The 24,385-nt window shown below is 62.0% G+C and carries 19 protein-coding genes; 10 read left to right on the top strand and 9 right to left on the bottom strand.

Annotated features, from left to right (window positions below):
- Positions 1 to 54: 54 nt before the first annotated feature.
- From edd to G9X64_RS20520, 5 genes are all read right to left on the bottom strand, one after another.
- Positions 55 to 1,878, bottom strand: a complete 1,824-nt coding sequence (gene edd / locus G9X64_RS20540; RefSeq protein ID WP_168314433.1) for a phosphogluconate dehydratase — start codon at positions 1,876 to 1,878, stop codon at positions 55 to 57.
- A gap of 74 nt (positions 1,879 to 1,952) precedes the next feature.
- A complete protein-coding gene (gene pgl / locus G9X64_RS20535) occupies positions 1,953 to 2,651 on the bottom strand; it encodes a 6-phosphogluconolactonase (RefSeq protein ID WP_168314432.1) in 699 nt (232 codons plus the stop codon).
- A 10-nt stretch (positions 2,652 to 2,661) separates the two neighbouring features.
- A complete protein-coding gene (zwf, locus tag G9X64_RS20530) occupies positions 2,662 to 4,137 on the bottom strand; it encodes a glucose-6-phosphate dehydrogenase (RefSeq protein WP_129417961.1) in 1,476 nt (491 codons plus the stop codon).
- Between the two features lie 135 nt (positions 4,138 to 4,272).
- Positions 4,273 to 5,571: an NAD(P)/FAD-dependent oxidoreductase gene (locus G9X64_RS20525; RefSeq protein ID WP_171377342.1), complete on the bottom strand. Its 1,299-nt coding sequence runs from the start codon at positions 5,569 to 5,571 to the stop codon at positions 4,273 to 4,275.
- 10 nt (positions 5,572 to 5,581) lie between these two features.
- Positions 5,582 to 7,018: a glutamine synthetase family protein gene (locus tag G9X64_RS20520; protein WP_168310475.1), complete on the bottom strand. Its 1,437-nt coding sequence runs from the start codon at positions 7,016 to 7,018 to the stop codon at positions 5,582 to 5,584.
- Between the two features lie 88 nt (positions 7,019 to 7,106).
- Between G9X64_RS20520 and G9X64_RS20515 the strand changes: the two genes are divergently transcribed.
- From G9X64_RS20515 to G9X64_RS20500, 4 genes are all read left to right on the top strand, one after another.
- Positions 7,107 to 8,330: a BaiN/RdsA family NAD(P)/FAD-dependent oxidoreductase gene (locus tag G9X64_RS20515; RefSeq protein ID WP_171377341.1), complete on the top strand. Its 1,224-nt coding sequence runs from the start codon at positions 7,107 to 7,109 to the stop codon at positions 8,328 to 8,330.
- A 214-nt stretch (positions 8,331 to 8,544) separates the two neighbouring features.
- Complete coding sequence (locus G9X64_RS20510) at positions 8,545 to 8,688, top strand: hypothetical protein (protein ID WP_168310473.1); 144 nt, start codon at positions 8,545 to 8,547, stop codon at positions 8,686 to 8,688.
- A gap of 311 nt (positions 8,689 to 8,999) precedes the next feature.
- Positions 9,000 to 11,531, top strand: coding sequence for a methyl-accepting chemotaxis protein (locus G9X64_RS20505; RefSeq protein WP_171377340.1), 2,532 nt, complete (start codon positions 9,000 to 9,002; stop codon positions 11,529 to 11,531).
- Positions 11,532 to 11,773: 242 nt separating this feature from the next.
- Entirely contained in the window at positions 11,774 to 13,621 is a 1,848-nt protein-coding gene (locus tag G9X64_RS20500) for a methyl-accepting chemotaxis protein (protein WP_168310471.1), read from the top strand.
- On the opposite strand, the gene G9X64_RS20495 is transcribed toward G9X64_RS20500, so the two are convergent.
- Positions 13,594 to 13,830 (bottom strand): hypothetical protein, encoded by a 237-nt coding sequence (locus G9X64_RS20495; protein WP_168310470.1) that lies wholly within the window; start codon positions 13,828 to 13,830, stop codon positions 13,594 to 13,596. The genes G9X64_RS20500 and G9X64_RS20495 overlap by 28 nt on opposite strands.
- Before the next feature lie 90 nt (positions 13,831 to 13,920).
- On the opposite strand from G9X64_RS20495, the gene G9X64_RS20490 reads away from it, so the two are divergent.
- Entirely contained in the window at positions 13,921 to 14,790 is an 870-nt protein-coding gene (locus G9X64_RS20490; protein WP_168310469.1) for a LysR family transcriptional regulator, read from the top strand.
- A gap of 142 nt (positions 14,791 to 14,932) precedes the next feature.
- Here G9X64_RS20490 and G9X64_RS20485 read toward each other — a convergent pair whose 3' ends face one another.
- Both G9X64_RS20485 and aceA read right to left on the bottom strand, forming a co-directional pair.
- A complete protein-coding gene (locus G9X64_RS20485; protein WP_168310468.1) occupies positions 14,933 to 15,169 on the bottom strand; it encodes an SMc00767 family acetate metabolism repressor in 237 nt (78 codons plus the stop codon).
- 21 nt (positions 15,170 to 15,190) lie between these two features.
- Entirely contained in the window at positions 15,191 to 16,480 is a 1,290-nt protein-coding gene (aceA, locus tag G9X64_RS20480) for an isocitrate lyase (RefSeq protein ID WP_168310467.1), read from the bottom strand.
- 189 nt (positions 16,481 to 16,669) lie between these two features.
- Here aceA and G9X64_RS20475 point away from each other — a divergent pair, with 189 nt between their 5' ends.
- From G9X64_RS20475 to G9X64_RS20455, 5 genes are all read left to right on the top strand, one after another.
- Complete coding sequence (locus G9X64_RS20475; protein WP_168310466.1) at positions 16,670 to 18,079, top strand: helix-turn-helix domain-containing protein; 1,410 nt, start codon at positions 16,670 to 16,672, stop codon at positions 18,077 to 18,079.
- Positions 18,080 to 18,204: 125 nt separating this feature from the next.
- The gene (locus G9X64_RS20470) at positions 18,205 to 19,302 is read left to right on the top strand and encodes a polyamine ABC transporter substrate-binding protein (RefSeq protein ID WP_168310465.1); all 1,098 of its coding nucleotides are present in this window, start codon (positions 18,205 to 18,207) and stop codon (positions 19,300 to 19,302) included.
- A 90-nt stretch (positions 19,303 to 19,392) separates the two neighbouring features.
- Positions 19,393 to 20,535 carry an ABC transporter ATP-binding protein gene (locus tag G9X64_RS20465; RefSeq protein ID WP_168310464.1) on the top strand — a complete coding sequence of 381 codons (1,143 nt, stop codon included), beginning with the start codon at positions 19,393 to 19,395 and terminating at the stop codon, positions 20,533 to 20,535.
- Between the two features lie 4 nt (positions 20,536 to 20,539).
- Positions 20,540 to 21,451: an ABC transporter permease subunit gene (locus G9X64_RS20460; RefSeq protein WP_171377339.1), complete on the top strand. Its 912-nt coding sequence runs from the start codon at positions 20,540 to 20,542 to the stop codon at positions 21,449 to 21,451.
- A 3-nt stretch (positions 21,452 to 21,454) separates the two neighbouring features.
- Positions 21,455 to 22,270: an ABC transporter permease gene (locus G9X64_RS20455; RefSeq protein WP_171377338.1), complete on the top strand. Its 816-nt coding sequence runs from the start codon at positions 21,455 to 21,457 to the stop codon at positions 22,268 to 22,270.
- Between the two features lie 16 nt (positions 22,271 to 22,286).
- On the opposite strand, the gene G9X64_RS20450 is transcribed toward G9X64_RS20455, so the two are convergent.
- Positions 22,287 to 24,179, bottom strand: a complete 1,893-nt coding sequence (locus G9X64_RS20450) for an AsmA family protein (RefSeq protein WP_171377337.1) — start codon at positions 24,177 to 24,179, stop codon at positions 22,287 to 22,289.
- Positions 24,180 to 24,385 lie beyond the last annotated feature (206 nt).

The following is a 24,385-nucleotide window of genomic DNA, read 5'->3' as shown; positions in this document are numbered from 1 at the left end:
CGCGGGGTGCTGCGCGCCCCCCCGCGGGTTTTTGTTTGCCAGAAGCCATCACGCTCAGTGGTGGAAGAGCACGCTCGCACCCTGATCCGAAGGTCCGACGGCGCGGCGGAACGGCGCGAAGAGCTCGCGGCCCATGCCGAATTCATTGTCGGAGAGATCGACGGTCACCGGCTCCCGCTCAGCCAAGTCAGCCGCATCGACGAGCAGCTCGAGTGTGCCCTTGATCGCGTCGAGGCGAATGATGTCGCCCTCGCGGATGCGGGCGATCGGGCCGCCGTCGACCGCTTCCGGCGTGACGTGGATTGCGGCCGGCACCTTGCCGGATGCGCCGGACATACGCCCGTCGGTGAGCAGCGCCACGCGGAAGCCGCGGTCCTGCAGCACGCCGAGCGGCGGCGTCAGCTTGTGCAGTTCCGGCATGCCGTTCGCCTTCGGGCCCTGGAAGCGCACGACGGCGATGAAATCGCGGTTGAGCTTGCCTTCCTTGAAGGCGTCCTGCAGTTCCTGCTGGCTGTGGAAGATGATTGCCGGCGCCTCGATGATGTGACGCTCCGGCTTGACGGCGGATATCTTGATGACCGCCTTGCCGAGATTGCCGCGCAGCATCTTCAGCCCGCCATTCGCCTGGAACGGCGTCTCGATGCTGGAGAGAACCTTGGGATCGACGCTTTTTTCCGGCGACGGCTCGCGCAGGACGCCGCCGTTTTCACCGAGACGGGCGTCGACCGTATAGGCTTGGAGACCCTGGCCGAAGACGGTGCGCACGTCGTCGTGCACCAGACCGTGCTTCAACAGTTCCTTGATGAGGAAACCCATGCCGCCGGCCGCCTGGAAATGGTTCACGTCGGCAAGCCCGTTCGGATAGACGCGGGCAAGCAGCGGGACGACTTCCGAAAGCTCGGCAATGTCCTGCCAAGTGAGCTGGATGCCGGCTGCCCGCGCCATGGCGACGAGGTGCAGCGTATGATTGGTCGAGCCGCCGGTCGCATGCAGGCCGACGACGCCGTTGACGACCGAGCGCTCGTCGATCATTTCGCCAGCCGGCGTGAATTCGTTGCCGAGGGCGGTAATCGCCAGCGCCCGCTTGGCGGCTTCGCGCGTCAGCGCTTCGCGTAGCGGCGTGCCGGGATTGATGAAGGACGAGCCGGGCATGTGGAAGCCCATGATCTCCATCAGCATCTGGTTGGAATTGGCGGTGCCGTAGAAGGTGCAGGTGCCGGGGCCGTGATAGGATTTCGATTCCGCCTCCAGCAGTTCGGCGCGCCCGACCTTGCCCTCGGCAAAGAGCTGGCGCACGCGCGACTTCTCGTCGTTCGGCAGGCCTGTGGTCATCGGACCAGCCGGAACGAAGATCGACGGCAGGTGCCCGAAGGAGAGCGCCGCGATCACCAGACCGGGCACGATCTTGTCGCAGACGCCGAGGAAGAGGGCGGCATCGAACATGTTATGCGACAGGCCGACGCCCGCCGACATGGCGATCAGGTCGCGCGAGAAGAGCGAGAGCTCCATGCCGGGCTGTCCCTGGGTCACGCCATCGCACATCGCCGGCACGCCGCCGGCCACCTGCGCCACGCCGCCTGCTTCGGCCGCTGCCTCGCGGATGATCGCCGGATAGGTCTCGAACGGCTGGTGGGCCGAGAGCATGTCGTTATAGGCGGTGATGATGCCGAGATTGGGGATGCGGTCGCCGGCGAGCGCATCCTTGTCGGCGGGGGAACAGACCGCGAAGCCGTGGGCAAGGTTGGCGCAGCCAAGCACGGAGCGCGCGACACCCTGCGAGGCGGCGGCGCGCAGGCGTTCCAGATAGCGCTCGCGGGTGGGTTTCGAGCGTTCGACGATGCGATCGGTGATCGCAGAAATGCGTGCGTGAGCGGACATGGAATATCCCTGCCTTGTTCGTTGTCTCTATCTGTTTCGGCTCCGGCCTAAAATCTCAATGGATCTAAGGCAGATCAGGGAGCCCAGTAGATCTCGACCGGGGAAGTAGCCCGGCGCAGAACGGCGCGGATCGGCATTTCTGCCTCGTCACCGCTGCCTTCCGCCTTGGCGAGAACGTCTTTTTTGCCTTCGCCCTCAATATGGAGAACCAGGAGTGCGGCATCCTCAAGACTGGAGAAGGTGAAGGTCAGGCGCGGCTCGCCGGCTCCTTCCGCTTCCATGGTGATGATGCCGCGCGGCGTCGATGCATCGATCGCCTTGGCAAGATTGCTGCCGCCGGGAAAGAACGAGGCCGTGTGGCCATCGCCGCCCATGCCGAGGATGACGATGTCGAAGGGTGAACTGATCGCCTTGGTCTTCTCTGTTGCGAGCCTTGCTGCCTCCTCCACGGAGGCCACATCCTGATAGAGCGGCAGGAAGCGTGCCGCCTTCGCCTTGTTCTGCAGCAGATTGGCGTCGACCAGCAGATGGTTCGAGCGCGGATTGTCGGCCGGCACGAAGCGTTCGTCGACAAGCGTGATCGTCACTTTTTCCCAGGCGATGTCGCGTGTCGAAAGCGCCTGGAAGAAGGCCTTCGGTGTGGAGCCGCCGGAAACGGCGATGGAGGCCGTTCCGCGGGCGGCGATCGCTGCCGAAAGCGTATCCGCGACCTTATCGGCGAGACTGCCGGCGAGGTCTGCGGCGCTGGCGAAGGAATGCAGGGTCGATGCCATCGATTTCGTCCTAGATTTCGTCATGCCAGGTGCGGCCGTCACGCTCGATCAGCGCGATGGCCTGGCTCGGCCCCCAGGTGCCGGCCGTATAGCCCTGCACTTGCTGGCCGGTCGTTTCCCAACCCTTGAGGATCGGATCCACCCATTTCCATGCGGCTTCCACTTCGTCGCGGCGCATGAACAATGTCTGGTTGGAGCGGATCACGTCCATCAGCAGACGCTCGTAGGCGTCGGGATTACGGACATTGAAGGCCTGGGCGAAGCTCATGTCGAGCGAGACATTGCGCAGGCGCATGCCGCCTGGACCCGGATCCTTGATCATCAGCGACTGCTTGACGCCCTCGTCCGGCTGCAGGCGGATGATCAGCTGGTTGGCGACGATGCGCCCGGCCGCCTGGTCGAAGATCGCGTGCGGGATCGGCTTGAAGGTGATGACGATCTCGGACATGCGCCCGGTCAGGCGCTTGCCGGTGCGGATGTAGAAGGGAACGCCGGCCCAGCGCCAGTTGTTGATCTCGGCCTTGATGGCGACGAAGGTCTCGGTGTTCGAGACGCCGCCTTCGAGCTCTTCAAGGTAGCCCTTGACCGGGCCGGTGCCCGATGCGCCGGCGCGATACTGGCCGCGGACCGTCGCCTGCTCGACGTTGGAGGCATTGAGCGGCTTCAGCGCGCGCAGCACCTTCAGCTTCTCGTCGCGAACGGCCTCCGAATCCATCGACGAGGGCACTTCCATCGCCGTCAGGCAGAGCAGTTGCAGGATGTGGTTCTGCACCATGTCGCGCAGTGCACCCGCAGTGTCGTAATAGCCGGCGCGGCCTTCGAGGCCGACCGATTCAGCCACGGTGATCTGCACGTGGTCGATGTAGTTGGCGTTCCACAGCGGCTCGTAGAGCGCGTTGGCAAAGCGCAGCGCCATCAGGTTCTGCACCGTCTCCTTGCCGAGATAGTGGTCGATGCGGAAGATCTGCTCTTCCTTGAAGGCGCGGCCGATCGTGTCGTTGAGCTGCAGCGCCGAGGCGAGGTCGCGGCCGATCGGCTTCTCGACGACGATGCGGGTCGACTTGGTGATCAGCTTGTGGTCGTGGATCTTCTGCGAAATGTCGCCGAAGATGCCGGGCGCAACCGCCAGATAGAAGGCGCGCACGCGCTCCTTGCCCTCATCCAGCAATTTCTTCAGCTGATCCCAGCCGCTGTCGGTGCGGGCATCGACCGAGACGTAGTAGAGGCGGGCACAGAACTTCTCCACCTCAGCCTCGTCATATTCGCCCTTCTTCAGGTGTTCCTTCAGCGCATCGCGGGCAAAATTGCGGTATTCCTCGTGGGTCAACGGGCTGCGCGAGGCGCCGATCACGCGGGTCGGTTCGCTGAACTGGCCTTCGATCTGGCGATGATAAAGGGCGGGCAGCAACTTGCGCTCGGCAAGGTCGCCGCTGCCGCCGAAAACGACGTAATCAAAAGGCTCAACGGGAATAATCTGGCTGCTCATGAGCTTGTCTCTCAATCAGGCTTGGTTGACGGCTCTTTTAATCTAATCGATTTAAAAAAGCCAGTGTGCAGTGCAATGAATCTCTCAGGCACCGGTTTTAGAGCGAATTTCCGGAAGAGGAAATCCGCAATCGGACTAAAACTTGTCGCGAAGCGCAAACCACGACAAGGCGAGGAAAAGCAACGGCGCCCGCATGCGCGCACCACCGGGAAAGGCTGGAATATCAAGCGATGTGAAGAGGTCGAGATCGCGAGATTTTCCAAGCACCGTTTCCGCGTAGAGCTTGCCACAGTAGTTTGACAGCATGACGCCATGGCCGGAATAACCGCCGATCGAGATGACGCCGGGCATGACCTCGCGCACGAAGGGCTGGCGCGGCAAGGTGATGCCGACGCTGCCGCCCCAGGCATGGGTGATCTCGATGTCCTTCAGGTCCGGATAGATCTCGGCGATCTGCCGGCGGATGTGCTGCGAAATGTCCCGCGGATTGTCCGAGGTATAGGCCTCGCGCCCGCCGAACAGCAGGCGGCCGTCGCCGAATTTGCGGAAGTAGCGCACGACGAAGCGCGAATCGGCCACAGCCTCGCCCCCGGGCAGCACATCGGGATGCCCGTCGAGCGGCGCCGTGGCGCCGATGAAGGAGCGGATCGGCATGACATGGCTCGCCGTCACCGGCTCGAGGTCGCCGATATGGCCGTTGCAGGCGATCAGAGCGCGCTCAGCGGTGATCGTCCCCCTTTCGGTTTCGATTGTCACCTTGCCGCCGCTTTGGCGGATCGCCGTTGCCTTGGTCATCTCGAAGATTTCAGCGCCCGCGTTGGCGGCGACCCGCGCCAGCCCCACCAGCAGCTTCAGCGGATGAATGTGGCCGGTGCCGACATCGCGCACGCCGCAATGGAAACGCTTCGAACCGAGCCTCTCCTGCGTTTCCTCCTCGTCCATGAAGCTGAGATGCGGATAGCCGTAGCGCTCTGCGGCGATTTCAGCATTTTCATAGTAGTCGCGTTTGTAGCTCGCCTTGTGTGCGACATTGAGCTGGCCGGGCACATAGTCGATCTCGATCTGGTGCTCGCGGGCGAAATCGATGAGATGGCGCTTGGCCGCCTCGGCAAGATCGAACAGCGCCTTCGAGCGTTCGTAGCCGACCTTCTCCTCGAGTTCTTCCGGCCACCATCGCTGACCCGTGCCGAGTTGGCCGCCATTGCGCCCGGACGCCCCGTCGCCGAAGCGGCAGGCGTCAATCAGGACCACCGAAACGCCTGACTTGGCAAGATTATAGGCGGCCTGCAGGCCGGTATAACCGCCGCCGACAATCGCGACGTCGCATGTTCTCGATCCGTCGAGAGCGGGGTAGGTGGGCCGCTCCCCCACGGTTGCCTGATACCAGGACAGCCCGGGCGCGATCGGGCTCTGCCACGTCTCCTGCGATGCCATGATGCTTCCCTCACACGTTGAGCAGAAGGAATTCCCGCTCCCAGGGGCTGATCACCTGCATGAAGGTCTCGAACTCGCCGCGCTTGACGCCGGCATAAAGGCCGATGAACTGCTTGCCGAATATCTCCTCGAAGGCGGGTTCGTCCTCGAGCAGTGCCACGGCTTCCAGCAGGCCGCGCGGCAGGTCGATCGAACCCTCATTGGCCGAATCCTCGGTCGGCGCCGTCGGCTCGATCTCCTTCATGATGCCGAGCAGGCCGGAGGCGAGCGAAGCGGCGAGCGCGAGATAGGGATTGGCGTCCGAACTCGGCAGCCGGTTTTCCACGCGCCGCGCCTGTGGATCGGAGACCGGGACACGGAAGGCGGTCGTCCGGTTGTCGTAACCCCAGGCATTGTTGACCGGGCAGGACATATCGGGCTGCAGGCGCCGGTAGGAATTCACATAGGGCGCCAGCATCGCCATCGCGCTCGGCACGAATTTCTGCATGCCGCCGATGAAATGGAAGAATTCCTTCGAAGCCGAGCCATCGGGATTGGAGAAGATGTTCTTGCCGGTCTCGATATTGACCACCGATTGGTGGATATGCATCGCCGAGCCCGGCTGGCCCTGCATCGGCTTAGCCATGAAGGTCGCGTAGATGTCGTGTTTCAGCGCCGCCTCGCGGATCGTCCGCTTGAACAGGAACACCTGGTCGGCAAGCTCGATCGGATTGCCGTGGCGCAGGTTGATCTCGAGCTGTGCCGGTCCCTCTTCATGGATCAGCGTATCGATCTCCAGCCCCTGCTTCTCCGAGAAATGATAGACGTCGTCGATCAGTTCGTCGAACTCGTTGATGCCGGCGATCGAATAGCCCTGGCCGCCGAGGATCGAGCGGCCGGACCGGCCTTTGGGCGGGTGCAGCGGATAGTCGGGATCGTCGTTCTTGGCGACGAGATAGAATTCGATCTCGGGCGCCACGATCGGTTTCCAGCCGCGCTCATGATAGAGGCTCATGATCCGCTTCAGCACGTTGCGCGGCGTATAGGGCACTTCCCCACCGTCCGAATCGACGATATCGCAGATCACCTGTGCCGTCGGGTCGGTTTCCCAGGGCACGACGGAAAGCGTCGAAAGGTCGGGCATCAGCTTGAGGTCGCTGTCGCGCGGCTCATAGCGGAAGCTTTCCGTCTCGTCGGGATATTCGCCCGAAATCGTATGCCGGTAGATCGCCGACGGCAGCGCCAGCGAGGTGTTCGAAGTGAATTTCGAGCTCGGCATCATCTTGCCGCGCGGAACGCCGGCAAGGTCCGGCGTGATGCATTCGATGTCTTCGATGCCCCTGTCCCTCAGCCACCGCGCTGCTTCCTTCCAGTTCGCAACGCCGCGCAGGGATCCGGGCTCCGGGGGAGTTTTCTTCGAGGCGGGTACGTTTCTGGCAGGCTTCAGCGTCGTCTTTTTTGGGGACATGACACACCGGTTTGCGTTGATCGTGGCGCCATCATAACCAGACTTTGCCAATTGGCGAGGGGTGGCAAACGTTGACTTTCGCCCTTTGATGGAAAAAGAAGAGGTGATTTTGATCGGGGAAACGGGTTTGCAGCGCAAAAGCGACGTTATCGTCATCGGCGCCGGGGCGGCGGGCATGATGGCGGCCATCCGTGCCGGAAAACGCGGCCGCTCGGTCGTCATCCTCGACCATGCCAGGGCGCCTGGCGAGAAGATCCGCATATCAGGCGGCGGCCGCTGCAATTTCACCAATATCCATGCCGGACCGAAGAATTTCCTCTCCGCCAACCCGCATTTCTGCAAGTCGGCGCTTGCCCGTTTCACGCCCGCCGATTTCATCGCCATGGTCGACGGCCACGGCATCGCCTGGCACGAGAAGACGCTGGGCCAGCTTTTCTGCGACGATAGCGCCAAAGACATCATCCGCATGCTGCTGGCGGAGATGCGCATGGCCGGTGCAGTGCTGCATCTTGGCACCGAAGTATCAGGCGTCGAAAAGACCGAAGCCGGCTTCCGGGTATCGACGAGCGAAGGTCACTGTGAAGCATCGTCGCTGATCGTCGCCACCGGCGGCAAGTCGATCCCGAAGATGGGCGCCACCGGCTTTGCCTATCGCCTTGCCGAGCAGTTCGGCTTGGCCGTGCTCGAAACCCGACCCGGCCTCGTGCCGCTGACGCTCGATCCCGGCCTGCTGGAAAGCATCGCGCCGCTCGCCGGCATTGCCGCCCCGGCCGAAATCCGCCACGGCAGGACCGCCTTCCGCGAAGCGCTGCTCTTCACCCATCGCGGGCTGAGCGGCCCCGCCATCCTGCAGATCTCTTCCTATTGGCGCGAGGGCGACGAGGTCGTGGTCTCGATCGAACCGGATATCGACATCGCGGCCCATCTGAAGACGGCAAAACAGATCAATGGCCGTCAATCGCCGCAGACGGCACTCGGCGATATCCTGCCGAAACGGCTGGCCCAATTTCTCGTCGAGCGCGAAAAGAAGATCTCCGGCAACATGGCCGACCTGCCCGACAAGGCGCTGCTGCGTCTTGCCGCCGGCGTCCAGAACTGGGTGGTTAAACCGTCCGGCTCGGAAGGTTACCGCACCGCCGAAGTGACGCTCGGCGGCATCGACACGTCAGCGCTCGATTCCCGCAGCATGGAAGCAAAAGCCGTGCCCGGCCTTTATTTCATCGGCGAATGCGTCGACGTCACAGGCTGGCTCGGCGGCTATAATTTCCAGTGGGCCTGGGCTTCCGGTTTTGCCGCCGGCGAATGCGTCTAAAGCTCTTTGTTTTGATGCATGTCGTGGGCCCAAAACCGCTGCACATTTTTTGACATGCCTAGGAAGTATCTGGAGATACCGATTCAAGACTTCTTAATAGAGGTGCGCCATCCTGTCTCAATTGGCGGTTTGTAAGGTCGTCCCTAAATTAAGCTTTACCGGCAAGCCGATTTGTTGGATTGTTGTTGTGTCAGAGAGAAGTGAGGTTTCGACCATGGACAGAAACGCACGACGCGCCCGCGCCATCGCAATTGCCGAGGCAAAGCCGAACGCCCGGATGGTCGCCCTGCGCTATCTGATGCTTGCAGCTGGCGCCACTGCCGCCAGCCTCGCGCTGCTGCTCTCGCACTTCATCTGATCCTGTCCGCAGACCTGGAACCAACGTTGCGACATGCTCATTGTCGCACCGCGGCGTCGCGGCCCATAACTTGCAACTATTTCACGGCCTTGGCTTATCCCGCCATAGCCGCTTATCCGAAAATTAATATCTAATCTGACACAATTGCTCGCGAATATTTGGGCATATCCAAGTTGTTTGGACGTGAACTGGCAATGACTGCCGCCTGGCCTCCGGGTTCCCCAATGTAAATAAGGACAGCTCGATGTGCACCCGGCTGGCGCCATGTGGCCGCCTGCGGGAGGAGTGGTGTATGAAAGGCCCGGAACGCCATGCTGATTGACAAAATTCTTTCCCGCTTCAGGATCAAGACCAAGGTTCTGATCTTCGTTCTGCCTTTCGTCGTCACCATTTCGGCGGTGGGCCTGACGGGCCTCTATGCTTCCGGACTTCTGCAGGGCCGCATGGAAATATCCAACAGCGTGCTGCAGTCGTTGAGCGGCTTCAAGGATCTCTACGGCTCGATGGACGATTTCCTGCGCGTCACCAGCCAGCAGGCGCGCGACAAGCTGATCGCGGATCTGAAGACCCAGCAAGGTGTGCTCGACCAGACCCTGAGCCAGGTCGGCGACGAGGCCGCCGGCCGCGACAGCCTTGCGGAGGCATCGCGACGCACCAAGGAGATTTCGGGCGTCGTCGACAAGCTCTGGGCGCTGCACGAGCAGGAACAGGCATTGCATGAGCAGATCGACGCAGCGCAGAAGAGCGTGATCAGCACCCGCTTCACTGTGTCCTACCAGGCCGAGGAATTGCAAAATACCGTCCAAAGCGATGAGAGTGCCGCCACCGCTACCCTTCGCACCGCTGATCGCCTGCTGAAGGGCGGCGATTTTCTCGGCACCATCGCCAGCGGCTTCAGCAAGCCGCAGACACCGCAGGACAAGATCGCCTTCATCAACGAACAGATGCCGGAGATCGTCAAATCTCAGCGTCTGATTGCCATCTCGGTTCCGAGCAACCAGAAGAATGTCGTCGACGCGCTGGCTGCGACCATCGACGGCATCAAGACGATCGCCCAGACGCCCAATCCAACCGACGAGACCGCCACCGAACTCGGCCGTCTCGTTTCGCGCTTCCGCCAGACCGCGACCTATACGCAGTTGACCGCGACGCAGAAAATGCGTGACGCGACGCAGGAATTCGCCGCGCTCGACGGCCGGATTGCCCAGGCCAATTCGGTCCTGCAGGATACGAGACGTCTCGAAAATTCCGTCTATTCGCTGCAGATCGTTCTTTCCGATTTCCTCGCCGATTCCAGCAAGGAAAATCTCGTCCGCCTGCAGCAGCAGGCCGGCACGCTCGGCAAGGACATGCAGGTGCTGGTCACCAGCGCCAAGGGCATGGGCTTTGCCGAAGGCATATCCGGCGCGATCCAGCCGGCGCTGGACGTCATCTCCGGCGGCGGCTCGAAGATCGTCGACACGATCGGCGAGCGCGTCGCGGCCTATGCCGCGGCCCGCCAGGAGCTTGACCAGATCTGGAAAAAGCTGACCGATTTTGCCGAACTGCAGAAGCAGACGGCCGGCACCGAGCGCACCCAGGCAAACAGCATCTCCGTCATGACCACCGGCCTCGGCATCCTTGTGTCGATCCTCGGCGGCATTGCCCTTGTGCTGACGCTGCAGCGCCCGATCAGCCAGATCACCGCCGCCATGCGCCGCATTGCCGAAGGGGCGCTGGAAACCAGCATCTCCGGCGAGCAGCGCCACGATGAAATCGGCGACATGGCTCGCGCGCTCGGCATCTTCAAGGAAAACGCCATCTCGAAGATCCGCATCGAGGAGCAGAGCGACGAGGAACGCGCCGCCGCCGAACACGAGCGCCAGCGCAACGACGCCGAAAAGCGCGAGATGGATCGTCAGATCGAATTCGCGGTCAACGCGCTTGCCGCCGGCCTCGAACGCATGTCGCAGGGCGATATCTCGACGACGATCGGAACGCCCTTCATCGGCCGTCTCGAACAGCTTCGCCAGGATTTCAACGGTTCGATGATGCGCCTGCAGGCGACGATGAGCCAGATCCGCGACAATGTCGAGCTGATCCAGGGCAACGGCAACCAGATGGCCCAGTCGGCCGAGGACCTCTCCAAGCGTACCGAACAGCAGGCAGCCTCGCTCGAAGAGACCGCGGCTGCGGTCGACCAGATTACCGTCACGGTTCGCTCGTCGGCTGAACGCGCCAAGGATGCCGACCAGATCGTCCGTCAGGCCAAGCGCAGCGCCGACGATTCCGCCGTCGTGGTCAGCAATGCTATCGACGCGATGAGCCGCATCGAAGGTGCCTCGCGCCAGATCGAGCAGATCATCGGCGTCATCGACGAGATCGCCTTCCAGACCAACCTCCTGGCACTCAACGCCGGCATCGAGGCAGCGCGCGCCGGTGAAGCCGGCAAAGGCTTCGCGGTGGTCGCGATGGAGGTCCGCGAACTGGCCCAGCGCTCTGCCGCCGCGGCGCAGGAGATCAAGGGGCTAATCAACAAGTCGACCAACGAGGTCAATTCCGGCTCGCAATTCGTGCAGGAGACCGGCACGGTGCTCGCCAAGATCAGCGCCCAGATCGTCACGATCAGCCAGCATGTCGAGATGATCGCTCGCGCCAGCCACGACCAATCCAACGCGCTGCAGAGCGTCAACGCGACGGTCAACCAGATGGACCAGATGACCCAGCAGAACGCCGCCATGGTGGAGGAGACGACTGCCGCCAGCCGCGAACTGGCCGACGAGGCCGATTCGCTACGCAGGCTCATCCAGCAGTTCAAGATCGACGGCGAAGCCACCGGCGCGCCGGTCTACCGTGCCGCCTGATTGTTGACCGGCCCCTCTTATTCGAACGGCCCCGGATTTTCCGGGGCCGTTCTTATTTCTGAAAAATTGCGCCGCGACTGAGAAGATTTGAGAGGTCGAATGCCGGGCAGTCTATCAGGCCGGGATAATCGTAAAACGCCCGGGAATGAGGCGATGGATATCTCCGGCGGTCATGATTTACGGAGAATCTTCCTTAACGCTTTTAGTCTAATTTGACCTTGGTCTATCTACCGGGGGTCTCGATGCTGCGCCTTTTCTCTACGTCGATCGTACGCCAGATCGTTGCGATCACGCTGTTTCTGCTGGCGATCAGCACGGCCGCCATTGTCGGCGTGACCTATTACAATCTGAGCCACCATGTCATGGATGGGGCTGTCGCCGATGCGAGGGAAGCCACCCGCGCCATGGCCGTCCTCTACGGCGCGGCCGATCAGGCGGCAAAGATCGAGCTGAAGGACAACCAGCTCTCCGCTGTTACCGAAGACGCCATTCCGGCCCTTGCCGATCATTCGCTGGTCGACCGCACGGCGCAGTCGATCGCCGGTGTTGCGACCATCTTCCAAAAGCAGGGCAGCGACTACGTCCGCATATCCACAAACGTCAAGAAGGAAAACGGCGACCGCGCCGTCGGTACCAAGCTCGTCGCCGAACACCCCGCCCAGCCGGTTCTCGCCAAGGGCGAGGCCTATTACGGCCCGGCGGTGCTTTTCGGCCGCCAGTTCATCACTGGTTACTTCCCCATCAAAAACGCGTCGAGCGCCAATGTCGGCATTCTCTTCATCGGCATTCCGATGGAGGTCTATTACCAGCGCCTGTATGAGCTGCAGATGCTTGTCCTCGGCGTTGGCGCCATCGTCATGCTGATCGTCGGTGTTGTCGCCTTCTATGCGATCCGCCTGTCGGTGAAGCCCTTGCAGGCGCTGACCGCGAGCGTTCACGCGATTTCCGCGGGCGATCTCGAAGGGGCGATCCCGTGTGTCGACAAGAAGAACGAGTTCGGCGATATCGGCCGGGCGCTGGCGCTTTTCCGCGACAGTGCCCGCGCAAGGCGCGACCTGGAAACCCAGGCCGCCGAACAGCGCGCCTTGAGCGATGCCGAACGGGCCAGGAACGATGCCGACAAGCGCTCGCTTGACGACCAGATCGACTTTGCCGTCAACCAGCTTGCCGCCGGCCTCGGGCGCTTGTCGCAGGGCGATGTCTCGCAGACGATCGGCACACCCTTCGTCGGCCGGCTGGAGCAGCTGCGCGTCGATTTCAACGCTTCTCTTTTGCGGCTCCAGGATACGCTATCCGGTATCCGTGATAGCGCCGCGACGATCCAGCGCAACAGCGGCGCCGTCTCCACCTCTGCCGGCGAGCTTTCGAAACGCACCGAGGCGCAGGCGGCCAACCTCGAGGAGACCGCAGCGGCGGTGGAAGAGATTACCGTGACGGTTCGTTCTTCCGCCGAGCGTGCCCGTGAAGCCAACAATGTCGTGGCTGCGACCAAGAAGACGGCCGACAATTCGGGCGCCGTCGTCGGCGATGCCGTCGCCGCCATGGATCGCATCGAGCAGGCTTCGCAGCGTATCGAACAGATCATCGAGGTAATCGACGACATCGCCTTCCAGACCAATCTACTGGCGCTGAATGCCGGCATCGAGGCGGCGCGCGCCGGCGAGGCGGGCAAGGGTTTTGCCGTCGTCGCCCAGGAAGTCCGCGAACTCGCCCAGCGCTCGGCCGATGCGGCGCGCGAGATCAAGTCGCTGATCGAGACATCAAGCCGCGAAGTGACGGCAGGGTCCGAACTGGTCCAAAAGACCGGCAGCGTCCTTGCCTCGATCAGCCAGGAGATCATCGCGATCAGCGGCCATGTCGAGACCATCGCCACCGCCAGCCGAGATCAGTCGGCCGCGCTGCAGGAAGTCAACGGTTCGGTCAACGCCATGGACCAGATGACCCAGAAGAACGCGGCGATGGTTGCCGAGACGACGCAGGCAAGCCGCCTGCTTGCCGGCGAGGCCGATACGCTGATGGCGCTGATCGAGCGGTTCCGCATCGTTGCAGAATCGGCTCCGGCTCATCTCGGAGCAAGAAGAGTCGCCTGAACCGCGCAGCCGCAGCCGCTGCGGGATTGCGCCGCGGCCTTGCGGCGCTTTCTGAGGTTGAGGTCGAGCGACGTCAGCCAGGCGGTAAAGCCAATGAGGCTATCGTTCCCGAACTCGGCATAGAATCTGTCCTCTTCCGCCTTGCAACCGCTTCGCTGGGGATAATGCCGATAGCCGATAGTGCCTGCGATGGTGATCATGTCGATCATGACAATGTCCTTTCCTGTGTAAGACATCACCTGATCTAGGCGTCGAATTTCTCTTTATAAACGGGAAAAATCCCGCTATGTTTTTCATTGATGAAAAACGAAAGTTGGGATTCCTATCAGCTTTTCCTGCAGGTCGCCCGGCTCGGCGGGCTGACGGGGGCGAGCACCGCAAGCGGGCTCAGTCCTGCGACCGTCGGCCGGCGCATGCTCGATCTCGAGCAAGAGATTGGCCGCGCATTGTTTTCGCGCAGCCAGACCGGATACCGTCTGACCCAGGATGGCCAGGCGCTGCTCGATCACCTGCAGGAAATGGAGGCCGCCGCCCGCAAGGTGGCGGCGTGGCGGCAATCCGGCGAGGGCGCCACGACCGTCAGGGTCGCCGCCGGCACCTGGCTTGCCTGGCTGCTGACCGAGAATTTCGCAGCAATCCGCATGCCGGGCGATGCCTTCGCCATTTCGCTCACCATCGGCGAGGCGCGGGCGAGCCTTGCCTATCGCGAGAGCGACATCGGTATTCGCGCCTTCGAGCCTGAGGAGGCCAATCTTGCCGCACGTCTGCTCGGGGAGGTGGCCTATGCCGTCTATATCAGGCGCAACGCCGCCGAGACCGACGAGCGCTGGATTGCCGTCGCTGAGGAAGAGGCGATATCGGCCTATCTGCGCTGGCCGCACGCCCATGCCGGGACGGCGATCGTTGCCACCGTCAATCGGCCGCGTTCGCTGCCGGATCTGGTGCGCGCCGGTGCCGGCAAGACGGTGCTTCCCTGTTTCGTCGGCGATCTCCATCCCGAATTACAGCGGCAGGGCGGCGAGTTGCCGGAATTGCGCCACCGGCAATGGATCGTCATGAATGCCGAGGACCGCCACCGCCCGGAGATCCGCACGGTCGCCGACCGAATGACCAAGCTGATCAAAAGTTATGCCGATCTCTTCGCCGGAAAACGACCGAGCCGCGGCTGAAGCAAGTCGCCTAAACCTGTGCAGCGGTTTTGGGACCACGGCTGCATCAACTGGAGACAGTAAAGCGCCGCGCGTCCGATAGGTCGCGCGGCGATTGACGAAGCGGGCCAGCGTCATGGGCCCCAGCGCCGGTCGGCTTTGGTCAATGCCGGTTGGTAACGACGATCGGGATCAGCAGGTCGCCCCAATTGCCGTCGCCGCCGTGATGACGGGCCGAGCGCACCAGTTCGACCGAGACGCCGGCCTCGACGGCTTTCATGACCGATTGGTTCAACCGATGCAGGTCGTTGGCGAGCATGCGGATCGTCGTCTGCTGATCCTCGCTCATGCTGGTCGTCTGCTCTTCGGCCCGTTCCCGGACGCGTGTAATGGATGCCATGATCTTCTCCTCCTTTTCGGGTTATTCCGCAGCCGGCTTGAACTGCGCATGTTCAGTTGAATCGTGCATCGCCGTGGTCGAAGACCGGCCGCCGGTGATGGCGAGCGACACGGCGTCGAAATAGCCGGTGCCGACCTCGCGCTGATGTTTGGTGGCGGTATAGCCATTGACCTCGGCGGCGAATTCCGCCTGCTGCAGCTCGGAATAGGCCGACATCTGCCGCTGCTTGTAGCCGCGCGCCAGTTCGTACATGCCGTAATTCAGCTGGTGGAAGCCGGCGAGCGTGATGAACTGGAACTTGTAGCCCATCGCGCCGAGCTCGCGCTGGAACTTCGCGATCGTCGCCTCGTCGAGGTTCTTCTTCCAATTGAAGGAAGGCGAGCAATTATAGGCGAGCAGCTTGCCGGGATGGACCTTGTGCACGCCTTCGGCAAAGCGCCGCGCCTGCTCGAGGTCCGGCTTGGAGGTCTCGCACCAGATGAGATCGCAATGCGGCGCATAAGCGACGGCGCGCGCGATGCACGGCTCGATGCCGTTTCGCACTTGATAGAAACCTTCGACCGTGCGGCCGGCATCGTAGTCGACGAAGGGCTGGTCGCGCTCGTCGACGTCGGATGTCAGGAGCTTTGCCGCTTCCGCATCGGTGCGGGCGATGACCAGCGTCGCAACGCCCATGACGTCGGCGGCAAGCCGTGCGGCGTCGAGATTGCGGATATGGGCGGCCGTTGGGATCAGCACTTTGCCGCCGAGATGGCCGCATTTCTTCTCCGAGGCGAGCTGGTCCTCGAAGTGAACGCCAGCGGCGCCGGCCTCGATATAGGCCTTCATGATTTCGAAGGCGTTGAGCGGTCCGCCGAAACCGGCTTCCGCATCGGCAACGATCGGTGCGAACCAGGTTTCGACGGAAAGCCCCTGGGCTTCCGCAGTCTCGATCTGATCGGCGCGCTGCAGCGTGCGGTTGATGCGTTTGGCCAGTTCCGGACCGGCATTGGCCGGATAGAGGGACTGGTCGGGATACATCGCCGATGCCGTATTGGCATCGGCCGCCACCTGCCAGCCGGAGAGATAGATCGCCTTCAGCCCGGCGCGCACCATCTGCATCGCCTGGTTGCCGGAAAGTGCGCCGAGCGCATTGACGAAATCCTCCTGATGCAGAAGCCGCCACAACCGGTCCGCCCCCATTTCAGCCAGCGTGTGGCGCAGCGCCACCGAGCCCCGCAGCCGCTGCACGTCATCGGCCGAGTAGGGTCTCTCGATGCCGTCGAAACGACCAGCCGATGTGTTGGGGACAAGTTTGTAAAAATCGGTCATGCTGCTCTCCTCACTAAAAGCACGACAAAGGTGCTGCGTGACAAGATTGACAATATGACGCGCTTTGACCAGAAAAACCTTTGATTTCCTGCCTGGAAAGAGGTTAAGATGAGGAGTATTGACAGAGCGGCGCTGTGAATTTGTAAAATTTTGTAAATATGAGCGCTCCTTCCTGTCAAAGGGTGTGACATGGCGGAACGAAAGATATTCGCAGGCCCGAAAGTCAGGCGCATCCGCAATGCGCTGGCACTGACGCAGACCGCCATGGCCGAAGCGCTTGAAATATCGCCGTCCTACCTGAACCTGATAGAGCGAAACCAGCGGCCGTTGACGGTGCAGCTCCTTCTCAAGCTTGCAAGCGTCTACAGGGTCGATCTGGAAGAGTTGCGGGGACAGAGCGGCGGCAGTCTCGGCCAACTCAAGGAGGTTTTTGCCGATCCGCTGCTTTCGGGCGAGCTGCCGGGTGATCAGGAGTTGGTAGAGGTGGCCGAGGCCGCACCCAACGCCGCGAGCGGCATGATCAAGCTCTACCGCGCCTATCGCGAGCAGGCGGCAAGGCTGTCCGATCTGACGGCGCTGATGGCCGCCGAAGGGCATGCGCCGGTCGCCGCCGGCCGCTTGCCGCTGGACGAAGTGCGCGAGACGCTGGAGCGCAGGTCCGGTTATTTCGGACAGATCGAGACGGCGGCGGAAGCCTTTGCTGCAACGCTCCCCGGCGGCCTCGATCTTGCCGCCGGGCTGAAGGACTGGTTGCGTTCCGAGCGCGGCATCGCGGTACGTGTCCTGCCCGTCCACGTCATGCCGGATCTGCGCCGCCGTTTCGATCGCCATTCGATGCGGCTTTTCATCTCGGAGCGCCTGTCACAGGCCGACCGTGCGCATGAGATATCAATCGAGGCCGCGACTCTGGCTTTGCTGCCGGCAATCGATGCCGAACTCGCCGATCTCTCGCTCTCCTCCGCCGAGGCACGCCGCATCGCTCGCTTCGAGCTTGCCCGTATCGCCGCGCTCGCGCTCGCAATGCCTTACGAGGCCTTTCTTTCGGCGGCGAAGGCGACGCGCTACGATATTGATATTCTGCGTGCGCGCTTCGGCGTCTCCTTCGGCCAAGCGGCCGCGAGGCTTGCCATGCTGCAGCGTCCCGGGGCGGCCGCCATTCCCTTCTTCCTGATGGAGATCGATGCCGCCGGCCACCGGCTGCGCAGGGCAGGCGCCCAAGGTTTTCCGCAGGCCCGTTTCGGCGGTGGCTGTCCGAAGCTCAATATCCATGCCGCCTTCCTGCAGCCGGGCCAGATCCTCGCCGAAACGGTCGTCATGCCTGACGGCGCATCCTTTCTGACGGTTGCCCGCACCCTGGAGGGACCGAGCGTCGAATTCGGCGAAAGGGTCAGGCGCACCGCGATCCTGATCGGCTGCGATGCCGCCCTTGGCGACGGCGTGGTCTATGGGCAGGCGATGGCGCTCGAGCCGGTCGCGGTCGGTCCGGCCTGTCGCCTCTGCGAGCGGCGCGGCTGCCTTTCCCGCGCCGAGCCGCCGGTGACGAGACCGCTCGGGCTCGACGAGATGGTGGCAGGCCTCAGCGCCTTCGATTTCCAGTGATTGTGAAATCATTGAGGGCGCAGGATTTTACGCTTGTGGGCTGTGAAATTCCTTCTTAGTCTGCGTCGAAAACCAGAGGGAAAAGATGCCCCGGGTGCGGAATCTTTGAACAAACAGGAGAAGTCATGAGGTCAACCATCCTATGCGTGACGGCCGCCGCCGTTACCGCAGTCCTTGCTGCCGCGCCGGCCTATGCGCAGGAGCGCGTGGTCAACGTTTACAATTGGTCGGATTATATCGACGACTCCATCCTGACCGACTTCACCAAGGAAACCGGCATCAAGGTTGTCTATGACACCTTCGATTCCAACGAGACCGTGGAAACCAAGCTGCTTGCCGGCGGCACGGGTTATGACGTCGTCGTTCCCACCGCCGACTTCCTGCAGCGCCAGATCCAGGCCGGCGTCTTCCAGAAGCTCGACAAGTCGAAACTGCCGAACCTTTCCAACATGTGGGATGTGATCCAGCAGCGCACCGCCGAATATGACGCGGGTAATGAACACGCGGTCGATTACATGTGGGGTACGGACGGCATCGGCTACAACGTCAAGAAGGTCGCTGAAATCCTCGGTCCAGATGTCAAGCCCGGCCTCGAAGTGATCTTCGATCCGAAGGTCGCCGAAAAGTTCAAGGATTGCGGCATCTACGTTCTCGACACGCCGAAGGACGTCATCTCCACCGCGTTCCGTTATCTAGGCCTCGACCCGAACTCCACAAAGGCTGAGGATTTCAAGAAGGCCGAAGATCTGCTGACGGCCGTCCGCCCCAATATCCGTAAGTTCCACTCGTCCGAATACATCAATGCGCTTGCCAACGGCGACATCTGCATCGCCTTCGGCTATTCGGGCGACATGCTGCAGGCTCGCGATCGTGCGGCCGAAGCCAAGAACGGCGTCGAGGTCAATTATTCGATTCCCTCGCAGGGCGCCCAGATGTGGTTCGACATGATGGCTATCCCCGCCGATGCGCCCCATGTCGCGGAAGCGCACGAGTTCCTGAACTACATGATGAAGCCTGAGGTCATCGCCAAGGCGAGCGACCACACCTTCTATGCCAACGGCAACAAGGCTTCGCAGCAGTTCGTCAGCAAGGAGATTCTGGAAGACCCGGCGATCTATCCGACCGAAGAGGTGATGAAGAACCTCTTCACGGTTAAGCCGTGGGATCCGAAAACGCAGCGTCTGGGGACGCGCCTCTGGACGAAGGTCGTCACCGGCCAGTAATTCAGCCTAAGGCCCGGACGGAAACGTCCGGGCCTTTCAATTACCGGCCGGGGGTGGAGGCCGGCAGAACCTTGTATTTCGGGGAATAATATGAAGTCTCTCGGCAATATCCGCCGCGCTTTTGCGCCTTGGACCGATCCGTCTGCAAAACCCTTCATTGCTTTCAAGAATGTCACCAAGCGCTTTGGCGATTTTACCGCCGTCGACGATCTGTCGCTGAACATCTATCACCGCGAGTTCTTCGCGCTGCTCGGCGCTTCGGGTTGCGGCAAGTCGACGCTGCTGCGCATGCTCGCCGGTTTCGAACAGCCGACCTCGGGCGAAATCGTGCTCGACGGCACCGACATGGCCGGCACGCCGCCCTACAGGCGGCCGGTCAACATGATGTTCCAGTCCTATGCGCTTTTCCCACACATGACGGTCGAGAAGAATATCGCTTTCGGCCTGAGGCAGGACGGCATGTCGAAGGACGAGATGGCCGAGCGCGTCTCGCAGATGCTGAAGCTAGTCAAGCTGGAGCAGTTCGCCTCCCGCAAGCCGAACCAGCTTTCCGGCGGCCAGCGCCAGCGCGTGGCGCTGGCCCGCTCGCTTGCCAAGCGCCCGAAGGTGCTGCTGCTCGACGAACCGCTCGGCGCGCTCGACAAGAAGCTGCGCGAGGAAACCCAGTTCGAGCTGATGGACCTCCAGCAGAACCTCGGCCTTACCTTCGTCGTCGTCACCCACGACCAGGAAGAGGCGATGACCATGGCCGATCGGATCGCCGTCATGAGCCACGGCAAGGTCGTGCAGGTCGCGACGCCGGCGGAGATCTACGAGGCGCCGAATTCCCGCTTCGTCGCGGATTTCATCGGCGACGTGAACATCTTTGACGGCAGGGTCGCCTCATCGGGCAACGGCACCATCGAGATATCAATCGACAGCGGCTTCAGCGTGCGCGTCGCCACCGCCGAGACACCCTCGACCGGCAGCGCCGTCGGCTTCGCCATCCGGCCGGAAAAGATGCGGGTCGGGCGCACGCCCCCCGCCAACGCTTCGGTCAACGCGGCCAGGGGCGAACTCTGGGACATCGCCTATCTTGGCGACATGACCGTCTTCCATGTGAAATTGCAGAGCGGCACTGTCGTTAAGGCCTCGTCCCTCAATGCGCAGCGCTCCGTCGACGACCCCTTCACTTACGATCAGGAAGTCTGGATCTCTTTCGATGAGAACGCCGGCATTCTGCTGAAGGATTGACATCATGGGCAAGCTCACATCCGGCCTCTACAATCGCCTCGTCATTGCCATCCCCTATACTTGGCTGCTGCTGTTCTTCCTGGCGCCCTTCTTCATCGTTTTCCGCATTTCGCTCTCGACGACGGCAATCGCCATGCCGCCTTACGAGCCCGTCTTCTCGCTTGCCGACGGTTGGGCCGGGCTCTGGAGCAAGATCGGAGAGCTCTCCTTCGACAACTACAGCTACCTCACCGAGGACTCGCTCTATTTCAATGCCTATGTCTCGAGCGTGGTGATTGCCGGAATCTCCACCTTCCTCACACTGCTGATCGCCTATCCGATTGCCTATGGCATGGCACAGGCGCCGCGCACCATTCGCCCGACGCTGGTGATGCTGGTCATCCTGCCGTTCTGGACAAGCTTCCTGATCCGCGTTTATTCCTGGATCGCGATCCTGAAGCCGGAAGGGCTTTTCAACCAGCTTCTCCTATCGCTGCACATCATCGACAGCCCGCTGATCATCCTCAACACCAATACCGCCGTCTATATCGGCATCGTCTATTCCTATCTGCCCTTCATGGTGTTGCCGCTCTATTCGACTCTGGAAAAGATGGACGGTACGCTGATCGAGGCGGCGCAGGATCTTGGTTGCACGCCGATCAAGGCCTTCTGGCGCGTCACCTTTCCGCTGTCGATCCCCGGCGTGGTGGCCGGCTGCATGCTGGTCTTCATTCCCGCCGTCGGTGAATTCGTCATTCCCGACCTGCTCGGCGGTTCGCAGACGTTGATGATCGGCAAGACGCTCTGGAACGAATTCAATGCCAATCGCGATTGGCCGGTTTCCTCGGCGGTAGCAACGATCCTGCTGATGATCCTGGTGATCCCGATCGTCTTCTTCCAGAACGCCCAGGCCAAGGCCGAAGAGCGGGGGAAATAAGTCATGCTGAAATGGACCCGTTTCAACATCATCTCCGTCACGCTCGGTTTTGCCTTTCTCTACCTGCCGATCGTGCTCCTGGTGATCTTCTCCTTCAACGAATCGAAGCTCGTCACCGTCTGGGGCGGCTTCTCCACCAAGTGGTATGTCTCGCTGCTCTCGAACCAGGGCCTGCTCGACGCCGCCTGGGTGACGATCCGTGTCGGCCTGCTGTCGGCAACGGCCGCAACCATCCTCGGCACGATGGCTGCGCTGACGCTGGTGCGCTACACGCGCTTCCGCGGCCGCATGCTGTTTTCGGGCATGATCTACGCGCCGCTCGTCATGCCTGACGTCATCACAGGCCTGTCGCTGTTGCTGCTCTTCGTCGCGATTGGCTTCGACCGCGGCTTCTGGACGATCACGCTCGCGCATACGACGCTGACCATGTGCTTCGTCGCCGTCGTGGTGCAGTCGCGCCTGTTGAGCTTCGATCAATCGATCGAGGAAGCGGCGCAGGATCTCGGCGCGCCGCCAGTGCGGACTTTCTTCGAGATCACCCTGCCGATCATCGCGCCGGCTGTGCTCTCCGGCTGGATCCTTGCTTTCACCCTGTCGCTTGACGATCTGGTGATCGCCAGTTTCACATCGGGGCCGGGCGCCACCACGCTGCCGATGAGGATCTACAGCCAGGTGCGCCTCGGCGTGACGCCGGAAATCAATGCAGTGTGCACGATCCTGATCGCGATCGTGACCGTTGGTGTCATCTGCGCCTCAGTCGTCACCAAGCGCCGTGAAATCCAGCGCCAGCGGGACGAGCGTGCGGCAGCCGACGCCTGATGCCGTGCGGCGCGCTTTATTGCGCCTGAGGCGTATTGCCGAAAAGCGGAACCGGCGAGATCACCGGGTTCGGCCATGAGCCGCCGATGAAGAACGGCAGAAGCGGCAGCTCCGCTGCCTTGGCCGGATCGGTCGCCGCCAGCGATCCGGAAAGCGCCAGCCCATTCGACTGATAGGTGATGACGCCGGAAAGCGTCAGCGTCTGGGTGGCGCCGTCGATGCGGGCGTCGTGCATTTCGGCGGAGCCGTTGGCGAAATCGGCCTGAAGGTTGAGCTGGTTGAAGGCGAAGGCGCCGCCTGCTGCCGCGCTCAGCGGAAAGAACGGTTTTTCGGCTGCCTGCGTCCTTATTGCTGCGGCATCGATGCCGGGAATCGTGCCTTCCCTGGTCCAGAAGTGCAGCCTGCCGGTGACATCGGCAAGGCCCGTCGTCCAGATCGCCTTCGGCGACTGCAGGTCGAGATCGAGCGATCCTGTCGCTAGCGGCAGCGGACCCTTCAGCTGCAGGCGCTCGGCAAGGGCTGCGAAGTCGGCATTGCGGATCGACAGCTGCAGCTTGCCGCCGCCGTCGAAGTCGCGCTGCGTCGCCTCCAGATGCGCGGTCATTTCACCGCCTTCGAACTGGCTGTCGCCGATATCGAATTTCGCCTCGCCGCCGGCAACGATCATGCTGGCGCCGACATCGGAAAGCTCGAAGAGACCCATCTGCGCGCGCCGTGCCGAAAGCCTGACGTCGACATCGAGCACCCGCAGCTGTCCGCTTATGCCGGCGGAGATTTCCTCCGCCTCGCCGGCGGCCAGCCTGAGCGCGAAGGCGTCGAGGAAGGGCTTGAGGTTCATCTGGTCGAAGGCAAGCGTGCCGCCGATCTTCGGTCGTTTGCCGGGCTGGGTGAAAAGGTCCATCACCCCGGTGGCGCTCGCTTCGTTCAGAGAGAGGCTGAGATTGTTGAAACGCAGCCCGTTGCCCGACGACATGATATCGGATTCCAGCGAGGCGCTCTTCAACGTTGCGATGCCGGGGATCGATTTGCCCGACCATGTCAGAAGTGCGGGCACATCGGGAATGCTGGCGGTGATATTGCCGGAAAAGGCCGAAAGGCTGGCGATGCTGGCAATGCCCTGGAAGTGCGCGGTCAAAAGGTTTGATGTGAGCGACGTCCGTGTCTCGGCATTCCTGCCGGCAAAGGCGAGCAGCGGCTGGCGCGAGGCGAAATCGACTTTCAGGTCCTCGCCGTTGATACGGGCGATGACCACCGCCGAGATCGCGCCGGATAGTCTCGGCCAGGCGATATCGGCGGTGACGCTGTCGAAATGATAGGTCGTGGCGGACTTGATGTCGGTGACCACAAGCGTGCCGTCCTCGACGGTCACCGCGCCGATCTCTGCATCGAGATCGGGATCGAGCACCTCAGCTCCGTTTTCGTAACGTACGCCGCTAATCGCGCGAGCGAGCAGGCCGGCATAACTCCAGTCGATCAGCCCTTTTTCGTCGCGCGTCAGCGCCAGCTTGGGGCGCACCAGGTGGAATTCGTGGAAGCTCGTCCGGCCTCTCAACGCGTCGATGAGGCTGAAATCGGCCGACAGGCTTTCAATGCTGCCGAGCAGCTTATCGCCGCTTTCGCGCGGTTGGCGGATGGTGATCTGGTTCAGCGTGATGCGTGGCGTCGGCCAGAATTCGAGAACCGGACTACCCTTGATCTCGGCATGGTAGCCCGTCCATTTGGACAGCGTGTCCTCGATGCCGGAGCGCACGAAACCGGTTGAGATGAGATAGGGGGCGGCAACCCTGAGCGCCACGAAAAGCGCCAGCGCGATCAGCAGGAATACCGTCGACAGGCGGGCGAAGGCCGGAAGCCAGCGCGAAACGGGTCCGATCTTCCTGCGCCACCTGCGATGTCTTGACGTGCTCATGATCTCCGCCGGCAAATTCAGCCGGTCATCCCGTTATGCGCTGATTTCGCCGGATATAGGAAATATCAGGCATATGCAAATCCCTACAGCGCCGCGCGTCTTTTCAGACGCGCAAAGGACGCTGTAGCACTTTCAATTAAATAGTTGGAGCATGATGTCGTCCGAAAATCGCTCACACTTTTCGGCATCATTCTCCAGGCGTCGGA

Source organism: Rhizobium sophorae (assembly GCF_013087515.1).
Classification (GTDB): domain Bacteria; phylum Pseudomonadota; class Alphaproteobacteria; order Rhizobiales; family Rhizobiaceae; genus Rhizobium; species Rhizobium sophorae.
The sequence above is the reverse complement of the archived record's forward strand: the minus strand, read 5'-3'. Positions and strand labels throughout refer to the sequence as shown.